The organism is Chitinophaga sp. S165, assembly GCF_003182155.1.
Classification (GTDB): Bacteria; Bacteroidota; Bacteroidia; order Chitinophagales; family Chitinophagaceae; genus Chitinophaga.
Map to the genome: position 1 here is coordinate 317,314 of NZ_QGTG01000001.1, position 14,568 is coordinate 331,881.

7 protein-coding genes and 1 other RNA gene are annotated in these 14,568 nt (G+C 45.4%); all 8 read left to right on the top strand.

Going from position 1 to position 14,568, the window contains the following annotated elements; all coding sequences use genetic code 11:
• Window positions 1-8: 8 nt before the first annotated feature.
• On the top strand, window positions 9-2,129 hold the full coding sequence (gene rnr / locus C7475_RS01220; RefSeq protein ID WP_110050183.1) for a ribonuclease R: 2,121 nt from the start codon (window positions 9-11) through the stop codon (window positions 2,127-2,129).
• A 40-nt stretch (window positions 2,130-2,169) separates the two neighbouring features.
• Window positions 2,170-3,141: a polyprenyl synthetase family protein gene (locus C7475_RS01225; RefSeq protein WP_110050185.1), complete on the top strand. Its 972-nt coding sequence runs from the start codon at window positions 2,170-2,172 to the stop codon at window positions 3,139-3,141.
• A gap of 88 nt (window positions 3,142-3,229) precedes the next feature.
• On the top strand, window positions 3,230-4,882 hold the full coding sequence (locus tag C7475_RS01230; RefSeq protein ID WP_110050187.1) for an amino acid permease: 1,653 nt from the start codon (window positions 3,230-3,232) through the stop codon (window positions 4,880-4,882).
• A gap of 88 nt (window positions 4,883-4,970) precedes the next feature.
• On the top strand, window positions 4,971-5,408 hold the full coding sequence (locus tag C7475_RS01235) for a DoxX family protein (RefSeq protein ID WP_110050189.1): 438 nt from the start codon (window positions 4,971-4,973) through the stop codon (window positions 5,406-5,408).
• 94 nt (window positions 5,409-5,502) lie between these two features.
• Entirely contained in the window at window positions 5,503-6,531 is a 1,029-nt protein-coding gene (locus tag C7475_RS01240; protein WP_110050190.1) for a Smr/MutS family protein, read from the top strand.
• A gap of 34 nt (window positions 6,532-6,565) precedes the next feature.
• Window positions 6,566-6,958, top strand: an RNA gene (rnpB, locus tag C7475_RS01245) — RNase P RNA component class A.
• A gap of 59 nt (window positions 6,959-7,017) precedes the next feature.
• The gene (locus tag C7475_RS01250; RefSeq protein ID WP_110050192.1) at window positions 7,018-7,425 is read left to right on the top strand and encodes a DUF4870 domain-containing protein; all 408 of its coding nucleotides are present in this window, start codon (window positions 7,018-7,020) and stop codon (window positions 7,423-7,425) included.
• A gap of 577 nt (window positions 7,426-8,002) precedes the next feature.
• The gene (locus C7475_RS01255) at window positions 8,003-14,563 is read left to right on the top strand and encodes a DUF5977 domain-containing protein (protein ID WP_110050194.1); all 6,561 of its coding nucleotides are present in this window, start codon (window positions 8,003-8,005) and stop codon (window positions 14,561-14,563) included.
• Window positions 14,564-14,568 lie beyond the last annotated feature (5 nt).

Below are 14,568 nucleotides of genomic sequence, written 5' to 3' on the forward strand. Positions count from 1 at the left end.
TTACGAGAATGACAAAAAAGAAAAAACCTCAAAAACACAGTAGCCAGAAGAAAACCTTTCGTGGTACTGTACAGATAACCCGTTCCGGGATGTCTTTTGTAATAATTGAAGGACAGGAAAAGGACGTAATGGTCCGCCAGAAAAACCTCAATACCGCCCTTGATGGAGACGACGTACTGGTTGATGTGATCAAACAGGCAAAGAATGAGGGACGTATGGAGGGTGTAATAACGGAAATAGTTAAACGCAAAAAGATAGAGTTCACCGGTACCCTGCAGGTCAATAAAGGCTTTGCATTCCTGGTACCGGAAAAAGGGCTGTTCATGCCTGATATATACATTCCCGCTAATTCCATGAAAAATGCGAAGAACGGGGATAAAGCAGTAGTGAAGGTAGTGGCCTGGGGTGAAAAGACCCGCAAGCCGGTGGGAGAGATCGTGGAGGTGCTGGACGCCAGCAATACCAACGACCTCGCGATGAAAGAGATCCTGATAGAAAGCGGCTTTCCGCTTAGCTTCCCGGACGATGTTATCAAAGAACTGAATCAGATCAGCGAGAACATAGATGCAGAGGAAGTGAAGAAGAGAAAAGACTTCCGTAAGATCCTTACGTTTACCATTGACCCGGTAGATGCAAAGGATTTTGACGATGCCATTTCTATCCGCAAGCTGCGTGGCAGCTGGTACGAAGTAGGCGTGCATATCGCGGACGTAAGCCATTATGTACTGCCGGATACGGCGCTGGATAAGGAGGCTGATAAACGTGCCACTTCTGTATACCTGCCGGACCGTGTGTTGCCTATGCTGCCGGAAAAGATCTCGAACGAGCTGTGTTCCCTGCGTCCGCATGAAGACAAGCTTACTTTTTCTGCAGTGTTTAAGATGAATGAGAATGGTGATATCAAGGAGCACTGGATAGGCAGGACCCTGATACACTCTAACCATCGTTTTACGTACGAGCAGGTGCAGGACGTGATTGAATCGGGTGAAGGTCCTTACCAGGACGAGGTGCTGCTGTTGAATAAGATCGCGCAAACGCTCCGTAAGAAGCGTTTTGATAATGGCGCTATCAACTTCTCTTCCCAGGAGGTGCGCTTCCAGCTGGATGAAAACGCAAAACCAATTGGTATTGTGGTGAAAGAAAGTAAGGAGGCCCATCAGCTGATTGAAGAACTGATGCTGCTGGCTAACAGGACCGTAGCGGAATATGTATACAATATCCGTATAGGTACAAATCAACATGTGCCGTTCCCATACCGTGTGCATGACACGCCGGATGAAGAAAAGCTCAAGTTGTTTTCAGGTTTTGCCCGTAAGTTCGGCCATAAGCTGGAAGTAGATAATCCGGATAAACTGGCCCGCTCTTTCAATGAAATGTTACGACTTGCTCATGGTAAGCCGGAACAGCATGTACTGGAAACCCTGGGTATCCGTACGATGGCGAAAGCGGCATATACGGTGGATGACATTGGTCACTACGGATTAGGATTTGATCACTACTGTCACTTTACATCACCGATACGCCGTTATCCGGATGTACTGGTACACCGTGTATTGCAGCAATGTCTGACACACAATATCCATCCGGATAAACAGATGGAAAAGAAGTGTAAACATTCTTCGGAAATGGAACGCAAGGCAATGGATGCTGAAAGAGCTGCGAATAAATACAAGCAGGTGGAATACATGCAGCAATACATTGGCGAAGAGTTTGACGGTGTAGTGAGCGGTGTTGCACACTTCGGCTTCTGGGTGGAGACTGTAGATACCAAGTGTGAGGGACTTGTGAGCATTCACAATATGACGACCAAAGACGAGTTCAAGTATGACGAGAATGAGTATGCCCTGATCGGTATGTTCACCGGCAGAAAGATCCGTATAGGTGATAAAGTGAGGATACAGGTGGTAGCGGCCAATCTGGTGAAACGTCAGCTGGACTATGACCTGATAGAAGAAGAGGGAAGCGTACCAGCTCCGCCACGTGGAAGGTCTGCACGTAAACCGGCAGCTGGAGAAAGAGCTGGTGAAAGAAGGGATACAAAGCCGAAAGGGAAAAAGAAAGAAACAGCTGGTAAGAAGAAACCTGCGTCTGCAAAGAAGCAGGGATCGACTTCCCGTAAAAAGCCATAATTTATATAACTTACAGCCGCTTATTCGATAACAGACCACCATGCATTCATTTAAAGACCTGACTATCCGGTTCGGAGAACATTTTAGTAAAGAACAATTTCCACAGCAGCCAAAGAAACTGTATGACGCTGCGAGCCATATCCTTAATATCGGCGGTAAACGTATAAGACCGGTCCTGAGCATTATGGGTAATGAACTGTTTGACGAGATCCATCCGGATGCTTTTGAAGTGGGCACCGCAGTGGAACTGTTCCACAATTTCACACTGGTGCATGATGATATCATGGACAAAGCGCCTTTACGCCGTAATCAGCCTACCGTACATACGCTGTATGGCGAAACGGCGGCAATACTGGCGGGAGACGTAATGCTGATCAAGGTATACGAGTATCTGAACAAGGTACAGCCCCATTATAAGCAGAAACTGATCGCTGCTTTCAACAAAGCAGCAGTGGAAGTATGTGAGGGGCAGCAGATAGACATGGACTTTGAGGAGATGGAACCGGAACAGGTGAAGTACGACGACTATGTGAATATGATCGCACTGAAGACCTCCGTGTTACTGGCAGCCAGTCTGAAGATGGGGGCGATCATTGGCGGAGGCAGCGAATACAATCAGCAGCATTTATATGAATTCGGCAAGAATATAGGGATTGCCTTCCAGATCCAGGATGACTACCTGGATGCATTCGGTGATCCGGAAAAGTTCGGTAAACAACAGGGAGGGGACATCCTGGTAAATAAGAAGACCTTCCTGCTGTTAAAAGCGCTGGACATGTGTAATCCGGCACAGAACAAAAAACTGAAGGAACTGCTGGCTACCAGCCCGGATGATAAGGTAGCACAGGTATTGGAACTGTTCCATGACTGTAAGGTGGATGCCTGGGCGGAAAAGGAAAAAGACCGATTCCAGCAACTGGCCTTTGAGCATCTGGAAAACATCGCGGTGCTTTCCAGTCGCAAGAAACCATTAACAGAACTGGCTAACTATCTGCTGAACAGGGAACACTAAAAAACTGATACGCAATCTGCCTGCAGTTTGTGTATCGGTTAATTTATATATATTCGCGCATTAGCTAAACCTGTAACCAAAATACCTGATGTCGTCCAAATCGCTTTTTCGTAAGAAATCTATTATCAGTATACTGCAAGATGCTCAAGATGGTTTAACGGATGCGCATGGAGGAGGGGAATTAAACAAGGTATTAAAGGTGCGGGACCTGACCGCCTTAGGTATTGCTGCGGTGATCGGCGCAGGTATCTTCTCTACGATCGGGGAAGCTTCTTATCATGGAGGCCCCGGAGTTTCTTTACTTTTTATTATTACTGCTGTGACCTGCGGGTTCTCTGCGCTCTGCTATGCGGAGTTTGCGTCGCGGGTACCTGTTTCCGGCAGTGCTTATACTTATTCATATGTGACCTTCGGGGAACTGGCCGCCTGGGTTATCGGTTGGGCGCTGATCCTCGAATATGCCATTGGGAATATTGCGGTGGCTATATCCTGGAGCGGGTATTTCAATAACCTGCTGGCGGGTATAGGCGGTGCTATCGGGGTTAACCTGTCGTTCCCTGAATGGCTGGCCAATAACTATGACAGTGCTTCAGACGCGTTGTATCAGACGGCGCCGCATATCTTCGGTGTTCCTATTATTTTGAACCTGCCTGCATTTATCATTGTGGTGCTGGTTACTTACCTGGCCTATGTGGGGATCCGGGAAAGTAAAAAGAGCGCCAATTTTATGGTGGGGCTGAAGATCCTGGTGATCCTCTTTGTGATCGTGGTAGGGGCTTTTTATGTGAATGTAGACAACTGGTCGCCCTTTATGCCTAATGGATTCTCGGGAGTGTTAAAAGGAGTGTCTGCCGTGTTCTTTGCCTATATCGGGTTTGATGCTATCAGTACTACGGCGGAGGAGTGCGCTAATCCGCAGAGGGATCTTCCGAAAGGAATGATCTATTCCCTGATCATCTGTACAGTATTATATATCCTTATAGCTTTTGTATTGACGGGTATGGTGTCGTACTCACAACTGAAGGTGGAAGATCCGCTGGCGTTCGTGTTCAATGCGGTAAACCTGCCTAAAGTGAGTTTCCTCATCTCTGTGAGCGCTGTGGTGGCTACAACGAGCGTATTGCTGGTATTCCAGATCGGGCAGCCGCGTATCTGGATGAGCATGAGCCGTGACGGTTTGTTACCGAAGAAGTTCAGTACCATTCACCCGAAGTTCAAAACGCCTTCTTTTGCCACTATTATAACCGGGTTCCTGGTAGGTGTTCCGGCATTGTTCCTGAACCTGACCATCGTAACGGACCTGACCAGTATCGGTACGTTGTTCGCATTTATTCTGGTATGTGGTGGTGTTTTGTTACTGCCTCCGCAGGAGAAAGATCCACGTTCCAAACGTTTCAGGCTGCCGTACATCAGTGGACGGTTTATTGTACCAGCAATTGTTATCCTCTTTGCATACCTGTTCCGTAACGAACTGCCTCAAAGATTGTCATTTGCAGGCGGCTGGGAGGTATGGAAGCATAATATCCCTTTCTTCTTTTTTGTAGTGGCAGCATTGCTGTTCTCTGTACTTTCTTTCCTTAAAAAGTTATCACTGATTCCCGTGCTGGGACTGCTGAGTTGTTTCTATCTGATGACAGAAATCGGCTTCAGGAACTGGGTGGTGTTCTTCATCTGGCTGCTGATCGGTCTGACCATTTACTTCTGTTACGGTTATAAGAGAAGTAAGCTGGCACAAGCTTAAGTAAATCATGGTTTTAGGTCAATTGTTGCTGCCGTCAAGTTTATTTCGTATATTCGGATAAGCTCTTTGATCATTAAAATCTTGTGTTATGAATCTGCTACAACGAATCGACCGTTGGGGCGAGCGTCATCATCCGAGGTGGCTTGATGGTGTTCGTGTCCTGTTAGGCGTATTTCTGTTCTACAAAGGAGTGGTTTTCATACAAAACATTGATGCACTTAAAGCTGTGATCGACGAAAGTCCCTGGCTCACAGTAATGTCCTTCTGGCTTGCTCACTACATTGTCTTTGCTCATTTGCTCGGAGGTGTTCTTATCGTTTTCGGTTTACTTACACGCGTGGCCGTTCTGGCTCAAATTCCAATCCTTTTAGGCGCCATCTTCTTTGTACATACCTCTACGGGGTTATTTAATGTACATGAAGGAACCGGCCTTTCTATCCTTGTTCTGCTGCTCCTGGTTTTCTTCCTGGTGGAAGGCAGCGGCCCCATTTCATTTGACGATTATATGCGCCGTCATCCGGCTTGAGGAATAATTGTCTTACCTTTGCCCTCCGCGATGCGGACTGCTTTTTACTGGCAGTTCAGGTAAAACCGTATTTTCTATCGCGGAGATTGTAAGTATGAAGTTTGAGATAGGCGATAAAATATTACTGCTTCACTCCAAGGAGGAAGGGACAGTGGTGGATATTATCAATGATACTATGGTGATGGTCGAAGTGGGTAAAGTAACCTTTCCGGTATACCTTGACCAGATCGATTTCCCGTATTTTCATCGCTTTACGACACCTAAACCGGCACCTCCGCCACAGCGGGTGCAAGGCTATGATATCAAGCCGGAGAAAAAGAAGTATGAGGACAATATCCGGATGAGCAGGGGCATGTTCCTGTCGATCCTGCCTGTTTTCAGAATGGATGCTTACGAGGAGCACGTTCAATCTCTCAAATTTTACCTGCTGAATGAGACCAGCGAAGCCTACCGGTTTAACTTCCAGGTATGGTTGCGCAACAGCATGGAATTGGAGATCCGTAATGAGATCCAGCCATTCAGTAATTTTTACCTGTCCGACCTGATGTTTGAATCGCTGAACGACGGCCCGAGGCTGGAGTTCGTTTTCTTCCCTAAAGAGAAGAACGATAAACTGGCGCCTTCTTTCCCGAAAACATGGAAACCGAAGGTGAAGCAATTGTTCCTGCAGCTCTCCGAACTACAGACGAGAAGGGATGCTACGCTTAGCCAGCTGTTGTTTGATAAATACCCTGAAAAGAGTAAAAACGATAAGCCTTATTTCGATGCCAGCAGTATAGGATCATTGTCGGCCGGCAGCACACCGGCGGCTCCCGCAGCCCCGGAACCGCCCGCACAGCCTAAATATGAGCTCGACCTGCATATTGAGATGCTGACTAAAGAGTGGCGCGGATTGAAGAATATAGAGATACTGGCCATACAGCTGAATGAATTCGTACACTACCTGGAACTGGCGATTGTGCATCACCAGCACAGCATGATCGTGATCCACGGGGTTGGGAAGGGCAAGCTGAAGGATGAGATACACGCTATTCTGCGTGATACGCCTGAAGTGGAGCGGTTTATCAATGAATATCATCCCCGCTATGGCTATGGCGCTACGGAGATATTTTTCCGGCACTAACCCAGTTGCCGTCTTTTCTATTACATTTGCAGAAACTACAAACCGTACTATCGCTTCCGCCGAAAGGAGGATGAGGAAAGTCCGGACAGCATAGAGCAACGCACCACCTAACGGGTGGGGCTGTTCTTTTCTCCGTTAAAAGAGCGAAGAATGGTACAGACAGTGCCACAGAAAATAACCGCCTTATTCCGCGCAAGCGGTATAGGGTAAGGGTGAAAATGTAGGGTAAGAGCCTACGTTCTGGTATGGCAACATATCGGGAGGGTAAACCTTGCGTGCTGAAATGCCATGTATACGGTCGCTTAAGGGCTGCTCGTCCAATGACCGAGGGTAGGCAGATACAGGTGCCGTGTGAACGGTATCGAAGATAAATGATAGTATCTTCTTTCGGGGAGAACAGAATCCGGCTTACAGGTTTGTAGTTTATTTTATTTTGCTGATCAACCAAAGTTCCCTGAAGACATAACCCGAAACTATATATTCTCTATGCAACAACAAGAAGAAAGAAACTGGGCGCTCGCCATGCACCTGGGCGGTCTTGCCGGTATGCTGTTCATTCCGCCGGCAGGCAATATCATCGTTGCGTTGGTCCTCTGGCTGATCAAACGCAGTGAGTCCGACTTCCTGAACCAGACAGGAAAAGAAGCGCTTAATTTCCAGATCACGCTAAGTATCGTGAACGTGGCGCTTAACCTGTTCGGTATGATCAATCATTGGGACTGGGCCTGGGGAAGACCAGGTTTTCATTACTGGGATATTACTGATATTTCTATTTTCCACGGTACACGTGGAGTGGTATACCTGGTGAATATTATATTCTCTGTGATAGCGGCGACGAAGGCGCATAATGGTGTTTTGTACAGGTATCCGCTGAGTTGGAGACTGGTGAAATGATAACTGATGTGAAGTTTTTTTATGTTATAGGGCTGACCGGAATGGTCGGCCTTTTTGTTTGGAGATGGTAATAGTTCGAGTGGTAAGTAGTTGTCTTTGTCCGGCAATTATGAAGCGAAAGAAAAATTTGTAATATTCGTTTGGAAATGTATGTTTGCATATTATAGAGCTTGCTGTATACCTATACCTTTATCGGCAGGACGAAATGGACAAATACATTTGTTGCCCTTTTATAGCATAAGATGCACAAATGTTCGTAGTGCAAAAATCTAATCGTTATAAGTAAAGAAGAGAAAATAATCCTTAGTTATCTATGAACTCATATTCCTAAAACGCACTTGTTGTATTATTTGTTAGCCTTGTACTAATGCTAATAGCGTAATGTTCTGCTATTAGGTGACTACAAGCATTTTATGCTGTATTTCATACTCTGCTGCTGTTATATCGGGCGGTACACTTTGTTGTGCTCATACCCGGGGGACAAATTAGTAAGATCCTTATACCGTTTACTATTTACGCAGTAATAGAGGTGTTGCAGCCAATATACCAGATGAAATAATGTTCAAATTTATTCCTAATGATACTGGAATTAAGTGAAAAAGGGAAGAAGACGGTTGCTTACCTGTTACTTGCCTTGTTATATTTTGAAGCGATTATCCCTTCTTTCGCTCTTGGGGCTACGCGCTCTCCAATGCCTATGCCGCGAGTGAGTGTAATAACCCCGTTGCATACACAGAAAAGCATATCAAAGCCGGTGGATGCACCAACGGGTAAGCCGGAAAAGCTTCGTCCGAAAGAGGAAGCATTTATAGGAGGGCCTACCCAGCCCGAAATGCAGGCATTTGCTTCCGTTAATAATGCCAACATGGTGGACCTGTTTACCGGTAACTTTTCCTATTCCATTCCTCTTCTGGATGTAGGAGGATATCCGATCGCAATCGGTTATAACAGCGGTATTTCCATGGACCAGGAGGCTAGTTGGGTAGGACTTGGATGGAATATCAATCCGGGTACCATCACCCGTAATATGCGCGGCCTGCCAGACGATTTCAGTGGAACTGAGGATACGGTTCAGAAAGTGTCATCGATAAAAGCCAATAGGACTTTCGGAGGAGGAGTAGGTGCAGATGTGGAATTGGTTGGATTCCCGCTTCCAAAGAAGGGCAGTGGCGACGTTTCGCTTAAAGGATCGGTAGGATTGTTTTACAATACGTACAGAGGTCTTGGAATGGAAGTAGCCGTTAATTCCAGCATTAATGCCGGTTCTGCCAGTATGGGAGATTTTTCGGCGGGATTATCCATGGTAAATAGTTCTCAGCAAGGGGCTTCATTAACACCTTCTTTGTCATATGGCATGTCTGGCCGGGCCGCTCAGAAGACAGGCGGTTTTGCAGGTAACGTGACTATTGGCTCCACCTTTAGCTCCCGCACAGGTTTGAAAACTTTGCAGCTTTCAACTGGTCTGAAGCAATACAATATTGATGATAGGAACCTAAGTGTAATGGCTAATAGCGGGTTGGCGAGAATCGCCCCTTCAGCAGCGATCAGCTTTTCTTATCCGTCATATATACCTGAGATCTCTTTACCCTATACCAGTTCCTCTATTAGCGTTACGCTAAAAACAGGGTCGTCGCAAAAGGTATTACATCCGAACTGGTTTTTTAATGCCTACGCGTCGGAGCAGGTAATTAAACCGGAGGACAGGAGAATGTCATTGCCTGCTTATGGCTACCTGAATTATCAACAGGCAAAAAATAACACTTCTGTTTTACTCGATTTTAACAGGGAACGTGATATACCATACAGGGAGAAACCGGAAGTACCTAATATTGGCATCCCATCATATACGTACGACGTCTTTTCAATGTCCGGAGAAGGCACGGGAGGAATGTTCCGGGCATACCGTGGAGATATAGGGTATGTGTTTGATCATACTATGAAAACGAAAGATCAGTCGGGGAATGCAAGTATAGATCTGGGAGTGGGCGACCTGGTGCACGCCGGGGTAGATCTGGCATATAACAGGGCGTCTACAACTACCGGCCCATGGCAGGAACAGAACCCACTTGCAACGAATGTTGCTTTCTCCGGCTCCAATAAATTATTTGAAGCAGCCTATTTCCGGAATCCGGGAGAAATGACGATTACGGATTCTGCTTTCTATAAAAACATCGGGGAGGATGATGTTGTGGCGGTTAATCTCATTCAAAACGGAAGCAGTGATCCTGACATTCGCACATCCAATCAATTGAACCGTTACCAGCGGCAGCGGTATGTTGGAAAGCTGACAGTGAATCCTCAGAATATGAAGAGGGCGGTACGTGACAAGAGAACTCAGGTGATTTCCTATCTGACAGCAGAGGAAGCTGGTAAGGCAGGATTGTCAAGATATATTGAGAACCACAGAGAAGATTCATTTGCAGTAAATCATTGTGCCAAAGACTTTCCCAGTGACGTTGAAGGAAATGGGATCGGCTTGTTTGGCGAATATTTTAAAGGAAAGAATTTCGAGACGCTGTTGTTAAACAGATCTGACAGCCAGATAAACTTCCCGAACATAGGTGCGTTTCTTGCAGGTTGGCCACAAGGAGTTGAGAAGGTGAGTACAAATTTTTCAATACGGTGGACAGGTAGATTGAAAGCTCCGGTTACCGGCAGATATACGTTTTATGTAGGTTCGGACGACGGGGCGCAGGTAATTCTCAATGATTCGGTTCTTGTGGACCGTTTTGGGGATCATTCCCTGGAGGATTCGGGGAAGGTGAACCTGGTGGCGGGCGACGTTTATAATTTACGAATAAAATATCGCCAGGTTAAAGGAGGATCAGGTATAGGTCTGTCATGGAAATACGCTGGTTTGCCTGCCATGCCTATTCCCAAAGAATATCTGTACCATATGCCAGTCAAAGACACCTTCGTTACCGGACCGGATAGCTTGTCGAGCGAGACAAGAGTAAACGGTTTCCGTAAGAAGAACCACATTTCCGAAATCGCTGTATTGAATAGGGATGGCAAGAGATATGTTTATGGTATTCCGGTATATAATCTTCAGCAAAAGGAAGTTACGTTTTCGGTAAAGAAAAGTAGTGGCAATGTTGCAACCGGACAGGTAAAATATGTGCCGGGCCAGGATAATACTGTTGATAACAAAAATGGACTGGATCATTACTTCAGCAGCGAAACGGTACCTGCGTACGCACACTCCTTCCTGTTGACAGGTATTCTGTCTCCGGAATATCAGGACCTGACCGGAGATGGGATCTCTATTGATGATCCGGGTGATGCGATTAAATTTAATTATACGAAGACGGCTGGCACTAAGAATCCATATAAATGGCGTATCCCGGCAGGAGACGCGATGGCGAACTACAGTGAAGGATTGAAAACTGACGACAGGGACGACAAGGGCAGTTATGTTTACGGCGAAAAAGAGTTGTGGTATGTACACTCGATTGAGTCGAAGAACATGATCGCAACCTTTAAGCTAAGTAAGCGGGAAGATATGTTTGCGGTTGACGAAAATGGTGTGAGACTGCCTGACAGTCTCACGAGAAAACTGGACGAGATAAATCTATATACGAAAGCTGATTTTCAGAAAAACGGTAAATATGCAAGGGCTGTAAAAACCGTTCATTTTGAATATAGCTATGAGCTTTGTCCCGGTGTAAATGGTAAGTTGAATAATAAAGGAAAGCTTACTTTAAAAAAGATCTGGTTCACGTACAATGGTAATGATAAAGGGAAACGTAATCCATATATATTCAGTTATAACAATAATAACCCAGCTTATAATGCTGCCGCGAATGACCGGTGGGGGAACTATAAAGATGCTTTGCAGAATCCGGGATCGACAGCTGAAAATGTGATCGCAAATGCTGATTACCCTTATGCGCTGCAGGATAGTGCTATCGCTGCCAATAATGCTGCGGCCTGGACGCTGGACTCAATTGTATTACCCTCCGGTGGCCGTATGAAGGTGACTTACGAGAGTGATGATTATGCCTATGTACAGAACAAACGGGCTGCACAGCTTTATAAAGTAGCTGGATTTTCAGCGGGGAAGCCTTCTTCACTCACTGATTTGAGCACAGACCTATATGGCGCCATAGACTATTTGTATGTATCCATTAATGTTCCATATGCAGTAAATAGTAATGAAGAAGTCTATAACAGATATCTGCAAGGCATGGATAAGCTGTACTTCCGTTTATCGGTACAGATGCTAGGCGATAAATTCGGCAAAGGAAAAGAGTATATACCTTGCTATGCAACAGTTGATCCTGGCACTTTTGGCTTCTTTAATAGCGGAAAGACAATATGGGTGCGCCTGAAGGCGATAGATCCTTCTGCAAAGATGAATACCCCAAAAAGTGTGTATAGCCCGATTGCGGAATCAGCCTTACAATACCTACGTTTGAACCTCCCCTCAAAAGCTTACCCGGGATCGGATATAGGGACCGATGATGTGAGTCCTGTGGATATTGTAAAGATGTTGTTATCACAGGCTGATAATATGACAAATATGATGTTGACATTCGATATCGCCGCGAGGGTGAAGCGATGGGCAAAAGATGTTGATCTTAACAGAAGTTATGTACGGTTAAATAATCCCTATTATAAAAAATATGGAGGAGGACTGCGTGTTAAAAAGGTCGTTATCTATGACCATTGGGATAAGATGACTAAACAGCGGGAATCCATATATGGGCAGGAATACAAGTATACTACAACAAAGGAATTGAATGGAAAAAAGGAGGTGATCAGCAGTGGTGTTGCTTCCTATGAACCCATCATAGGTGGAGAGGAAAATCCATGGAAGGTACCGGTGGAATATAATATGCAGGTATCGTCGCTCGTCCCTGTAGACAGAGGATATACGGAACTGCCTTACGGCGAAGGATTTTTCCCTGCGCCTGCAGTTGGCTACAGCAGGGTGCGTGTAAGAACCATTCATGCAGATAAGACGCGTTCCGCGAATGGTTTCGAAGAAACATGTTTTTATACAGGTTATGATTTTCCAACACTGACAGATGTAACGAACCTGGGGGACAGTAAAAAGCGCTTTAAGCCCCTTTTATCAAACCTCTTGCGGATCAATGCCCGTCAGTTCCTTGCATTAAGCCAGGGCTTTAAAGTGGAGCTGAATGATATGACCGGGAAGATCCGCTCACAGGCATCGTATCCTGAAACCGACCTGGACAAGCCCGTCGCTTATACTGAATACTTTTATAAGGTGGATGATCAGGGAGCTTTAGAGAAACATCTCAATAATACGGTCGACGTCATTACTCCTCATGGTGATGTTAAGCGGGCTGTTACAATAGGAAAGGAAATTGAATTAATGCTGGATATGAGAGAGCAGCATTCTGTAACAAACGGATATAGTGCGAATGTCAATGTAGATATGTTTAAGTTTTTCTGGCCTCCTGTATTCCTCGTTCCTATGCTGCTTAATCTGGTGCAGCGGGAAGAAACACAGTACCGTTCTGTAGCAGCAACAAAGATCATCAACAGGCATGGTATTCTGGATAGCGTACTTGCTATTGATAAAGGAAGCCGTGTGACTACAAGAAATCTGCTGTACGATGGTGAAACAGGAGATCCTTTGCTGACCAGCACACAGAATGAATTTAATGATCCTGTATATAATTTTAGTTATCCCGTTGGATGGGCTTATGATGGAATGAGTGGCGCTTATAAGAATATAGGCGTAACGATGGATAATATCACCATGAAGGATGGGCGTATCGTTAGTGGATTAACTGGAAATGTTACAGATTACTTTTCAGCCGGAGATGAGATATTGGTTTATTCTTATCCGAAGACGGGAGGTACGATATGTGATCCACAGATAGCGACATTCCCAACGTCATCGTTTATTTATGCGGTAAACGCTAATGTTATAACTGGTGGGCAGCCTGATATCTATTTTGTGGACCGGGATGGAGCTCCATTCACTGGCAATGATATCACGCTTAAGATCACCCGGTCTGGCAGAAGGAATATCGCGGGAGCAGTTGGCAGTATTACAAGTTTAAAAAACCCTCTTAGAGGAAATTCACTGGTGCTGGATAGCTCTATTAACATTGTATCAGCGTCCGCCGTCTCCTATAAACAATTCTGGAAGGTAAGTGATAAAAAGAAGTTGTCAGAGGCTACGGTATGTGTACCTGTTCCATATAGCGAATATATAGGCGGCGGTAGTGACTGTGGGGTACGATATTATGGAAACATTGCCGTAAGTAAGGTATTTAAGAAGAATAACTGCGATGGCAATGGACAGGGAAGTTCGGTTACTTACACGATGGCGGCGAACAGATTCACTTCCACTATAAGTATATCTGATGCAACTACCAAAGCAAGGGCAGCACTTGACAGCCTTGGACAGGTTTATGCGAATATGTACGGCACATGTACTTATACATATACCAGCAAGGCGGATAGTGTTACATTATTTTCAGAAGCCTGCCAGGATAATGCTATTCCTGTTCTTTATACTTACAGAATACCTGCGGGAGCGTATACTTCTACTATCAGTCAGGAAGACGCGGACAGTAACGTAAAAAGACAACTGGGGGATAGTGCGCGGATTGTGACGAATAGAAATGGAAGATGTTACTTTAAAAATGATACTACTGGGATACTGGCTTACCCGGTTTGTGCAAGTGGTATTCCGGTTGGGGTATGGGTGAAAGTTCCTGCTGGGGTGGATACATCGTTCATAAGCAAAGAAGCGGCGAACGAAAAGGCAAGGGCAAGATATTGGGCTTTTGCGCAGGCTGAAGCCAATGAAAAGGGAACTTGTATGAATGGCGTCTATGTACAAATGACAGTAGAACCCGCAGGAACAGATGGCGTGAAATCGTATTCATTGATTTCAGTACACTTCTTTGCAGATGCAGCTTTAACAATTCCGACAACGGTTACTGATCTGACTGTTAATTATATGGTGAAAAGATATGATTGTAATCCAAGCGACCCTGAAGTATTTCATATATCAAAAGTATGCAACGGAACATCAACGTTTATTGGTAAGCCGATCACAGAGATGAGGAGCGAAGGGATATGTTGGAATGCGTTTTATTATTTGTCACCTGGCACAGGTTACATTCCTGATCCTGGATCAATGGAAGAATAATTTTT

Bases quoted from the DNA above. Each gene is read 5' to 3' on its own strand.
- C7475_RS01230 (WP_110050187.1), top strand. From the start codon at position 3,230: ATGTCGTCCAAATCGCTTTTTCGTAAGAAATCTATTATCAGTATACTG.
- C7475_RS01240 (WP_110050190.1), top strand. From the start codon at position 5,503: ATGAAGTTTGAGATAGGCGATAAAATATTACTGCTTCACTCCAAGGAG.
- C7475_RS01250 (WP_110050192.1), top strand. From the start codon at position 7,018: ATGCAACAACAAGAAGAAAGAAACTGGGCGCTCGCCATGCACCTGGGC.
- C7475_RS01225 (WP_110050185.1), top strand. From the start codon at position 2,170: ATGCATTCATTTAAAGACCTGACTATCCGGTTCGGAGAACATTTTAGT.
- rnr (WP_110050183.1), top strand. From the start codon at position 9: ATGACAAAAAAGAAAAAACCTCAAAAACACAGTAGCCAGAAGAAAACC.
- C7475_RS01255 (WP_110050194.1), top strand. From the start codon at position 8,003: ATGATACTGGAATTAAGTGAAAAAGGGAAGAAGACGGTTGCTTACCTG.
- C7475_RS01235 (WP_110050189.1), top strand. From the start codon at position 4,971: ATGAATCTGCTACAACGAATCGACCGTTGGGGCGAGCGTCATCATCCG.